The 9,580-nt window shown below is 47.5% G+C and carries 9 protein-coding genes; 1 reads left to right on the top strand and 8 read right to left on the bottom strand.

From position 1 onward, the window contains the following. From AC4E7D_RS00725 to AC4E7D_RS00690, 8 genes are all read right to left on the bottom strand, one after another. Window positions 1-233, bottom strand: a 233-nt coding sequence (locus AC4E7D_RS00725; protein ID WP_490171880.1) for a tetratricopeptide repeat protein, incomplete at its 3' end; no start/stop codon positions are given. A 2-nt stretch (window positions 234-235) separates the two neighbouring features. Then, window positions 236-1,972, bottom strand: a complete 1,737-nt coding sequence (locus tag AC4E7D_RS00720; RefSeq protein WP_490171881.1) for a BatD family protein — start codon at window positions 1,970-1,972, stop codon at window positions 236-238. A gap of 47 nt (window positions 1,973-2,019) precedes the next feature. Further along, window positions 2,020-2,862: a tetratricopeptide repeat protein gene (locus AC4E7D_RS00715; RefSeq protein ID WP_490171879.1), complete on the bottom strand. Its 843-nt coding sequence runs from the start codon at window positions 2,860-2,862 to the stop codon at window positions 2,020-2,022. Continuing rightward, window positions 2,855-3,901: a vWA domain-containing protein gene (locus AC4E7D_RS00710; protein WP_490171878.1), complete on the bottom strand. Its 1,047-nt coding sequence runs from the start codon at window positions 3,899-3,901 to the stop codon at window positions 2,855-2,857. The genes AC4E7D_RS00715 and AC4E7D_RS00710 overlap by 8 nt, the downstream gene beginning before the upstream one ends. A 6-nt stretch (window positions 3,902-3,907) precedes the next feature. Then, complete coding sequence (locus tag AC4E7D_RS00705; RefSeq protein WP_490171877.1) at window positions 3,908-4,906, bottom strand: vWA domain-containing protein; 999 nt, start codon at window positions 4,904-4,906, stop codon at window positions 3,908-3,910. Continuing rightward, the gene (locus AC4E7D_RS00700; protein WP_490171876.1) at window positions 4,906-6,567 is read right to left on the bottom strand and encodes a hypothetical protein; all 1,662 of its coding nucleotides are present in this window, start codon (window positions 6,565-6,567) and stop codon (window positions 4,906-4,908) included. Before AC4E7D_RS00700 ends, AC4E7D_RS00705 begins: the two co-directional genes overlap by 1 nt. 6 nt (window positions 6,568-6,573) lie before the next feature. Then, entirely contained in the window at window positions 6,574-7,440 is an 867-nt protein-coding gene (locus tag AC4E7D_RS00695; protein WP_490171875.1) for a DUF58 domain-containing protein, read from the bottom strand. 96 nt (window positions 7,441-7,536) lie between these two features. After that, entirely contained in the window at window positions 7,537-8,538 is a 1,002-nt protein-coding gene (locus AC4E7D_RS00690) for an AAA family ATPase (RefSeq protein ID WP_490171874.1), read from the bottom strand. A gap of 159 nt (window positions 8,539-8,697) precedes the next feature. On the opposite strand from AC4E7D_RS00690, the gene AC4E7D_RS00685 reads away from it, so the two are divergent. Continuing rightward, window positions 8,698-9,573, top strand: a complete 876-nt coding sequence (locus AC4E7D_RS00685; RefSeq protein WP_490171873.1) for an aldo/keto reductase — start codon at window positions 8,698-8,700, stop codon at window positions 9,571-9,573. Window positions 9,574-9,580: the final 7 nt, after the last annotated feature.

Raw genomic sequence — 9,580 nt, 5'->3', positions numbered from 1 at the left:
TCGTAATAATAGATGCTGGGGGCAATTTGATTGAGCTTATAATAGCAATTACCGAGGTTGTAGTAGAGTGCTGCAGAATGTTTTCCACCTTCCAGAATATCCTCGTAATACGAAATGGCCTTTTCGTAATCTCCCTTATTATAAGCAACGGTCGCACTGTCGAACATGACTTCAGGCTGGGCGATTGCCCAGGAACACCACAGTGATATGAGTATACCTGCCCAAAATTTCATGCTCATAGTTGTTTATCTATTGCCGATATGACCTCGCTTGCATTGCGATAGTCCTGCTGCATCTGTACATTTGAGAATGGGCTGTACCGGGCCATTTCACAATTTTTCAACAGTCCAATAAAACCTTGCGTGGTTTCTGAATCCACTCCCTTTTTGTTCAGGAGATCTGCAATCTTCTCTTTAGCAAACTCCGAGGTCTCTATTTTTAATTTTGCCTTTAGGTAATTGTGCAGGGCTTTCTCCATGGCCACGTAAAAGGCCTCCTTATCGCCCAGCGTTTTTTTGGCGGTAGAAAGGTATTTTCTGGCGAGTTTGTTCGCTTTCTTGATTCTGTTGCCCTCCTCGTCTTTGGCTAGTGCTTCCCGTTTCCTGCCGAAAATCACAGCAAGGGGAATAAGGAGTACGGGGGACAGCAACCAGAGGTAAAAGCGAGTTGTCCCAAAGAAAAAAGAATTGCTTTTATCGATAAGCCCCGGTTTCAGTTTGATGAAATTAAACTGATTGCCCCCGGCAACAACAACCGCTTCGCGTTTTGCCGGAGCAGTACTTGATGGGGTACTTTCCCTTTGCGGACCTTCCAGTACATTAATGGTAATCTCGTCTGAACTTATGGTTTGATACTGCTCTGTTTTCGGGTTGAAATAACTGAACGATATCCCGGGGATGGGGTACTTTCCGCGGTAAGCCGGGACGATAGTATACTCGTTGCTCACTTCGCCCTGCATGCCAGAAAGGGTGGTCCTGATGTTCTCCTTGAACTCAGGTTCATAAACCTCAAGGGCGCCGGGCAGACTGGGTTCCGGCAACTGGAATAATTTCAAATTTCCCTTTCCTTTAACGGCAACCTTTGCTTGCAGGGATTCAGCTGCGTTCAGTATATTTTTGGAGGTGCTTACCGAAAACTCAAACTCCCCTACAGCACCCGAAAATGAATCCGGTTTTCCCTGCTCGGGAAGTGGCTTCACATTGATGGACCTTCTCCCTGCAGACACCGTGATATTGGTCTGTGTATACGTTCGGCGCCCAAAGAAATCACGTTTGTCCGTGGGTACATCCAGGGTAACATCAAGTGAGAGGGGTTCTATTTCCAACTTTCCGTCCTTCTGCGGATAAAGCACAACTCTTTTCAAAACAACGTAGCGATAGGGCTTGCCCTGGTAGGTGGTGTTTTCCACTGTATACCGGTTCAATGGCAGATCCTGGCTCCAGAAGTTATTGTATTTGGGATTGTCCAGTGGACGGAAATCTGACACGTTGATGGTTGGGCTCACGTAGAGCTTGTATACCACGCTGATTCCCTCGTTGAGGTAGGGATCAGTTTTGGATACTTCTGCCACAAGGTGCAGGTTTTCAGTGGCAACATCATCCACGTTCTTACCCTCACTAGGTTTATCCACCGCTGCGGTAACGGTTACTTGTTCAGGAAGGGATTTGTAGGTTTCCCCGTCGATATCAATAGTGGCCTGTTTGATAGTAAACCGGCCTCGTGCCGTAGGTGCAAGGGTGTAAGAATAGGTTTTGGAATATTCCCGCACCCCGTTGATCCAGGAAGACTTTATCGACTGAATGGGTCCCATTACCACCCTGAAACCCTCAAAATCAGGAGGTTGAAAATTGTCCCCGTCCCTGTTCATGGTAAACTCAACCCGAAGGCGTTCATTGATCCCCAGTGTATTCTTGCTCAGGATAAGCTGAAAGGAAACGTCCTGATCGTCTTCCTGCGCAACCACCGGGGCCATCAGTAAGAATGACAAAACAAAGAACCCATATGTTAGCCAATTTCTGATCACCAGTCTTTTACGTTTTTAATCTTTACCCCTTTCACCTTTTTGGCGTCCATTTTTTCCTGCACTTTCTTTTCCTCATTTTGCATCGCCTCCAGCAGGTTCTTTATTTGCTCAGGGGACAATTGGTTGGGCCTGGGTTGTTGTTTGCGTTCTTTATCCCCTTGTTCGGGTTGTTTTTGTTGCTCCTGTTTTTCTTCACCCTGCCCTTCTTTATTTTCTTCTTTCTCCTGATCTCCCTGCTGATTGGGATCCTGTTCCTGTTTCTGGTCCTGTTCCTGTTGGCCCTCGTTGTTTTGCTGCTCCTGGTTTTGTTCCTGTTGATCTTTTTGATCCTGGTCCTCCTCGTTATCCTCGTTTTTCTGGTTTTGTTTGTCCTTTTCCAGCAGCTCTTTGGCCAGGGCGAGGTTGTATCGGGTTTCTTCATCCCCCGGGTTGTTCCTCAGGGCTTCCTTATACGCCTCAACGGCTTTCTGATATTCCTTATTCTTCATAAAAACATTCCCCATATTGTGGAATGCCCTGTGCTTGTCCCCTTTGTCTTTGGCCAGTTCTCCCGCCTGCTTAAAGCGTCCGAAGGCTTCACTGTAACTGGACCTGTTGTAATACGCATTACCCAGATTGTAAGGAGCTGCTATGTTCTCAGTACTCTTTGAAATTGCCCTGCGGTAATCGGCTTCTGCCCCAACAAAATCATTTTCTGAAAGTTCTTTGTTGGCCTCCCAGGTAAGGTTAGTAGAGCGCTGCAGGGCCCTTTCCTGATCGGGATCCTGCTGTTCCTGTGCAGTCAGAAAAAGGCCAGGAACCAATAGAAGCCCTACAAGTCTTTTTTTTATCTTATTCATCTTCCCTTTCATTAAACAAATCCAGTTTCTTTAACCACTGCGTCTTCCTGTCGAGCAGAAAGACATCCAAAAATAGAAATAACAGGCCTGCAGCCAAAAACCACTGAAACTGATCCTTGAATTCTGCAAACTGCTTGGCTTCAAACTCTTTTTTATCCATCTGAAGCAGTTCTTCCCTGATCAGGGCAACGGCTTCCTCGGTGTTGGATCCATCAATGAATTCTCCTTCACCATCATCGGCAATATCCTCAAGGATGTCCTCATTAAGCCGGGTGATCACCACCTCACCTTCCGCATCCCGTTTAAGGCTTTCCACAACACCATTGCGCTTCAGAGGTATTGGACCACCTTTGGAGGTACCCACACCTATGGTATAGATCCTTATCCCTTCTTCCACGGCAAGGTCTACAGCATCTATGGTAGCATCTCCCGAATGGTCTTCACCGTCCGAGACAATAAACAATACCCGGTTGGTCTGATCCTCATCATTGAAATAGGTGGCCGCCAGTTCGATAGCTTCGTTGATCGCGGTACCCTGTGAGGACAGCATATCTGTATTCATACTCTGAAGGAACATCTTTGCCGCTCCGTAATCTGTAGTGATCGGGAGCTGGGGATAGGCCTGGGCCGCGTAGGCGATGATACCGATCCGGTCACTGGCCAGTTGGTTGATGATTTCTGAGACCAGCCTTTTCGCTTTTTCCAGTCGGTTTGGAGCAATGTCCTCGGCGAGCATGCTTTTGGAAACGTCCACAGCAAAAACGATGTCTACCCCTTCCCGCTTTACCGTTTCCAGTTTGGTGCCAATTTTAGGATTGGCGAGGCCCAGCACTAAAAATACCAGGCCGAAAAGGAAAAATATAAGTTTCAGTACCGATTTATACCGCGACCGTTCCGGGCTTAACCGGCGCAGGAGCAGGGGGTGGGCAAAACGTCTCCTTGTTTTCCTCCTCCAGATCTGATACCCGATAAACAGGACGATCATCACCGGAATGATGAACAAGAGGTAGAAATATGTCGTGTCGTCGATCTGTACCATTTATGATCAAATAAAACTTCTGAATACGGACATCCGCATCAGCCATTCCAATACCAGCAGTGCACCGGCCAACAGCACCCAGGGCCTGAATTTTTCTTCGTATTTATAATATTTGAACTCTTCGATCTCTGTTTTTTCCAGCTTATTTATCTCATCGTAAATAGCCTCCAGTTTTTCGTTGTCTGTTGCCCTGAAGTACCTTCCCCCGGTAGTATTTGCTATATCCTGAAGAAGTTCTTCATCAATCTCAACCTGTCGCATCCCATAGCGGAACGATCCGTCTTCGTTATAGGCAATAGGGGAAAGGGCGTTCCCATTGGTCCCCAAACCAATGGTGTAGGTCTTAATGTCAAATTCAATGGCCAGATCAGCAGCAGTCTGGGGTTCGATAAATCCAGAATTGTTAACCCCGTCGGTCAGGAGGATAATGACCTTACTAACGGACTTGCTCTCCTTTAAACGGTTAACTGATGTTGCCAGGCCCATCCCGATTGCGGTGCCATCGGTGAGTTCGCCATAGGTGATTTCCTTCAAGGCATTGAGCACAATGGACTTATCGCTGGTAATGGGGGTTTTGGTATAGCTTTCCCCGGCATAAACCACCAATCCGATGCGGTCATTAGGGCGTTGGCGGATAAAATCCGCTGCGACTTCCTTCAATGCGGAGAGCCTGTTGGGTTTTAGATCCCTCGCCAGCATACTCGAGGAGACGTCAATTGCCATTACAATATCAATCCCCTTTGTGGTTTTGGTCCGTGTGGAAATATCCTCTGTCTGTGGTCGGGCCATGGCTACAATAATGGCACTCAGGGCGAGCAGGCGCATTATGAAGAGCAGGGGTTTCAATTTTGGCAACAGGCTCTTGACCCGGAAGCCCCTGGTACTGGAAATCTTTAGGGATGCCACCTCCTGTTTGCGCTTCCACAGATACCAAAGCACGGCTACAGGCAGTGCTAAGAGCAGCCAGAAGAATTCAGGATTCGCAAATTCAATGTTCTGTAACACTAGCTTTCTAATTTAACTTCCAGTGAATTTTCTATTCGTTTTATAATCTCTTCAGCATATTCATCTCCATCGGGCCAGGTAAGCACGATCTGCTGCTGGAATCCGTTACCCCCGAAAAAGAATACCGCGTATTGTCCGCGTATGCTCGTGTCCGAGTCCGGTAGGGTAAAGGTTCCCCGGCCATAGACTTTCACACCCTTCACGCCCGTACGGGTAGTAAATTCTTCTTTTTTGGTGAGAAGGTTTCTGGCCCCTTGTTCCTCTAATTTTTTTAGTACCTCTTCAAGGCTTTTTTCATAATCGGGCTCAACCGCCTGTTTCAGCAAAGTGGAACGGGTACCTATAGAGAAAAGAGCATCAGGGTTCTGGTATACGAACGCATATCGCTCTTTCACAGCTTCCTCTTCTTCCGGGGACAAAGGCGTGTTATCCCTCAGTAATACATCCGGAGATTCCAGGCTTATGGGTGGTATTCCGTAAGTACTGGAGACCCATTCCCTTTCCAGCAATTGTTTGGTGGGGTGTCTGGTAACCGTATCCCAGAAAAGCCCGGGACCCATGTAGGCCACGAGGGAACCTAGGGCTATAAGGATTACTACCACTGCCGCTATGCCATATTGCACCCTTCTTTTCTTACGTTTCTGCTCCGCCAGCAGCTTCAAATATTCTTCCTGTTGCAACAGCTCTTCTTCATCTGGCTCCGGGAGGGCCTCATGGGTTTTGGTGACCAGTTGCTCCAGGGCCATGCGATCCTTTTCAGCTACCTGGGTAGGGGGCTTGGACCTGGCAAACTTTACAAGGTCAGCGGTCTGAAGTATCTTACTGAACTGTGTTATGGTGTCATCCTCCAGGTTGAGTTCCCCGGCATCTTTGAGGAGTTCCAGTTTTTCAATCAACTGCCTGGTGGTACTTTCCAGGGCGCCAATTTGTACTTCCTCTTCCAGGTATCCCCTTACAATATCAGTGAGCTCAGAGTAATATTTTTTGTATTCATCCTGGATCAGGTATTTGGAGTTTTCCAGGCGCTTCAACTCCAGCAAAGCGCGTTCATATGGCGGGAGTTGGGCTTCCTTTTCTTCTTCCGTAAGGGGTTTTTCCCGCGTAAGCCTGCGATACACCAGCCAGGAGATCAGCCCAATAAGCAGGGCACCGAAAAATATGAGGAACCAGAACAGGGAGTTGCTTTTTTCTACGGTCATCAGCGGTTTGATGTCATACATGGGCTGTGCCGTGGTGTCTACAGGGACGGAGGCCACGGCCACCAGCAGGGAATCTGTAAAATAACCGGTTCCGTCAATTTCTATCCGCTGTGTGGGTAAAACATACATCCCCGAATCAAACTGGGTCAGGGCGTATATTTTTTGGAGGATCATGCGGTCTTTGGTCTTATTGGTATCCGTCTTGAAGGCCTCAACAGTCTCCAGAGGAGAGAAGGTTTGCCCTTCCGGAAAGATCACCTGGGAGGTAGTATCGGTCTCAACGCTTATCCTGAATTTGATCTGTTCCCCGATTCGGATCTGCGTGGTATCTGCTTCTGTCCTGATCACAGGTTCGGTTTGGGCCCTACCCGCCAGACAGGAAGCTACCAGAAACAAAAAAAGTAGAAAGTGTACTTTCCACCCTGTATGTTCCTGACGATATGTATTTACTGCTGCCTCCATTTTTACCTATGCCCGCGCTTTAAAATAACCCAGTAATTTCTTTACATAGCTTTCGTCTACCCGACAACTCAATGTGCCGCAGCCAGATTTTTTAAATACGTCCCTGAAGTAATCCACGCGTTCGCGGTGGTAGGCTTCATAGGCCTTCCTGACTTTCCTGGACTGTGTATTGATAAGCTGAATAGCACCAGTTTCAGCATCTTCCATTTGAACGAGGCCCAGGTTGGGGAGGGTTTCTTCGTTGAAGTCGTATACCCGTATCCCGGTTACGTCGTGTTTGTTACCAGTAACCTTAAGGGTACGCTCATAGTCGTCGCAGATGAAATCGGACAATACGAAAACAATCGCCCTTTTTTTGATCACATTGGTGAAATATTTAAGCGCTTCTGCAATGTTGGTCTTCCGGCTTTTTGGGGAAAATTCAATCAATTCCCTGATGATCCGCAGCACGTGGCTCTTTCCTTTTTTAGGGGGGATAAAGAGCTCTATCTCATCAGAGAAGAGGATCAACCCCACCTTATCATTGTTCTGCAGCGCTGAGAAAGCAAGGGTGGCACTTATTTCGGTAATAATGCCTTTTTTAAACTGGTTGACTGTCCCGAAGTATTCCGAACCGCTGATATCTACCAGGAGCATCATGGTTAGTTCCCTTTCCTCTTCAAATACCTTTACAAAAGGCTCGTTGTACCGCGCGGTTACATTCCAGTCGATTGTTCGTACATCGTCCCCGAACTGGTATTGCCGTACTTCACTGAAGGTCATACCCCGCCCTTTGAAGGTAGAGTGGTACTCTCCCCCAAAGATATGATCAGACAAGCGCCTCGTCTTGATCTCGATCTTTCGTACTTTCTTTAGTAATTCCTTCGTATCCATAACTCCACAACGGTTGCCCTAAAGGCGTACATGGCTCAAAAAACAGGGGCTGGTACTATCACCGGAAAGGAATTTCCCCGGTCAGCCCTGCAGGTTTTAAGGCACTTCAACCTCGTTAACAATACGATTTATGATCTCCTCTGAAGTGATGTTCTCCGCTTCGGCTTCGTAAGTAATGCCAATACGGTGCCTGAGCACATCATGTACTACAGCGCGGACATCCTCAGGGATCACATAGCCGCGCCTTTTGATAAACGCATAGCATTTTGCAGCATTGGCAAGATTAATGCTTCCCCTGGGGGAGGCACCAAAACTGATCAGGGGTTTTAAATCCTTGAGCTCGTATTTTTCCGGATAGCGGGTTGCAAATACCAAATCGAGGATGTATTTCTCGATCTTTTCGTCCATGTAAACATCCTGCACGGCCTTCTGGGCATTAAGGATTTGCTTCAGCGTAATCACAGGCTTGATCGCCTCAGGTCCACCGGAAAGGTTTTGACGCATGATCAACTGCTCCTCGTTCATCTTGGGATAATCAATCACCGTTTTAAGCATAAACCGGTCTACCTGCGCTTCGGGAAGTGGATAGGTCCCTTCCTGTTCTACCGGGTTCTGAGTAGCCATAACCAGGAACGGCTTGTCTAACGGAAAGGTTTCGTCCCCGATGGTTACCTGTCTTTCCTGCATGGCTTCCAGAAGGGCCGACTGCACTTTAGCTGGCGCCCGGTTGATCTCGTCGGCCAGGACAAAGTTGGCAAAGATGGGCCCTTTCTTGATAGAGAAATCGTTCTCCTTGATATTGTAGATCAGGGTTCCGATGACGTCTGCAGGCAATAGGTCAGGAGTAAATTGTATCCGGCTGAAACTTCCTTTTACGGCCCTGGACAGGGTGTTGATCGCAAGGGTCTTAGCCAGACCGGGAACTCCTTCGAGCAAAATATGTCCCTGCCCCAGCAAACCAATCAACAGGCGCTCCACCATGTGCCGCTGACCAATTATCGCCTTATCCATTTCGAGCATAAGCAGGTCAATAAAAGCACTTTCCTCGGCTATTTTTTCATTGACTGCGCTTATGTCCAAAGCTGTATTTTGTTCCATGTAGATGTCTTAGTAAAGGTTTATCAAAAGGTTGCTTTTTTCGTAACTCGCAAATTGAAAATTTATTTACGGTTTGCCTGTTAACGATAGGTTAAAAATCCCCGAAATCCCTTAGTTTTATGAAGGATTTAAGGGATTGATTTTTATTTTCACGACTATATGGAAAACCAAAACCAATTTTCACGGATCATCTCCGGTGTGATGACCTGGGGAAGTGGGGGCAAACAGCTTAGTACCAAGGAAATGGATCAGCTGATGCACCACTGCCTGGATGTGGGGATCACCACTTTTGACCATGCGGATATTTACGGTGGGTACAGTACCGAGGGAGATTTCGGAAAAGCCTTTTCAAAAAGCGGAATTTCCCGGGATAAAGTTCAGTTTATCACCAAGTGCGGGATCCAGTATGTAGGCGAGGCCAGGAACAACAAAGTAAAGCACTATGACTATACAACAGACTACATCCTATGGTCTGCAGAAAGGTCGCTGAAAGAACTAAAAACAGATTATCTGGACCTCTTCCTGCTGCACCGGCCAAGTCCCTTAATGCACCCGGAAGAAGTGGCTGCTGCACTACAAAAACTCATGAAAGCCGGAAAGGTAAAGCATTTTGGGGTTTCCAATTTCACCCCTTCACAAATCGCTTTAATCGAGAAGGAAATTCCGGTAGAAGGGAATCAGGTAGAATTCTCACTTACCTCACATTCGGTCATGTTCGATGGCACCACTGACGACGCCCTGATCAGGGACCGCATGCTGATGGCCTGGAGTCCGTTAGGTAGTTATTTCCGGGAAAAGAACGAACAGCGAAAACGGATAAAGAAGGTCCTTAAACCCCTGAAGAAAAAATATAAAGCCTCGGTCAGCCAGCTGTTACTGGCCTGGTTGCTGAAGCATCCTGCGGGGGTCCATCCCGTAGTGGGCACTGCGAACCCGGAAAGACTGAAGGAATCTGCCGAAGCGGTGCAGATCCACCTGGAGCAGGAGGACTGGTTCCTTTTGTTAACTGCCTCACAAGGCCACAAAGTACCTTAACCTCACA

The sequence above is a fragment of the Lentiprolixibacter sp. genome (assembly GCF_982873095.1).
This window is presented reverse-complemented; position numbering and strand designations above follow the sequence as displayed.

Bases quoted from the DNA above. Each gene is read 5' to 3' on its own strand.
- AC4E7D_RS00720 (WP_490171881.1), bottom strand. From the start codon at position 1,972: ATGGCCCCGGTGGTTGCGCAGGAAGACGATCAGGACGTTTCCTTTCAG.
- AC4E7D_RS00715 (WP_490171879.1), bottom strand. From the start codon at position 2,862: ATGAATAAGATAAAAAAAAGACTTGTAGGGCTTCTATTGGTTCCTGGC.
- AC4E7D_RS00710 (WP_490171878.1), bottom strand. From the start codon at position 3,901: ATGGTACAGATCGACGACACGACATATTTCTACCTCTTGTTCATCATT.
- AC4E7D_RS00700 (WP_490171876.1), bottom strand. From the start codon at position 6,567: ATGGAGGCAGCAGTAAATACATATCGTCAGGAACATACAGGGTGGAAA.
- AC4E7D_RS00695 (WP_490171875.1), bottom strand. From the start codon at position 7,440: ATGGATACGAAGGAATTACTAAAGAAAGTACGAAAGATCGAGATCAAG.
- AC4E7D_RS00690 (WP_490171874.1), bottom strand. From the start codon at position 8,538: ATGGAACAAAATACAGCTTTGGACATAAGCGCAGTCAATGAAAAAATA.
- AC4E7D_RS00685 (WP_490171873.1), top strand. From the start codon at position 8,698: ATGGAAAACCAAAACCAATTTTCACGGATCATCTCCGGTGTGATGACC.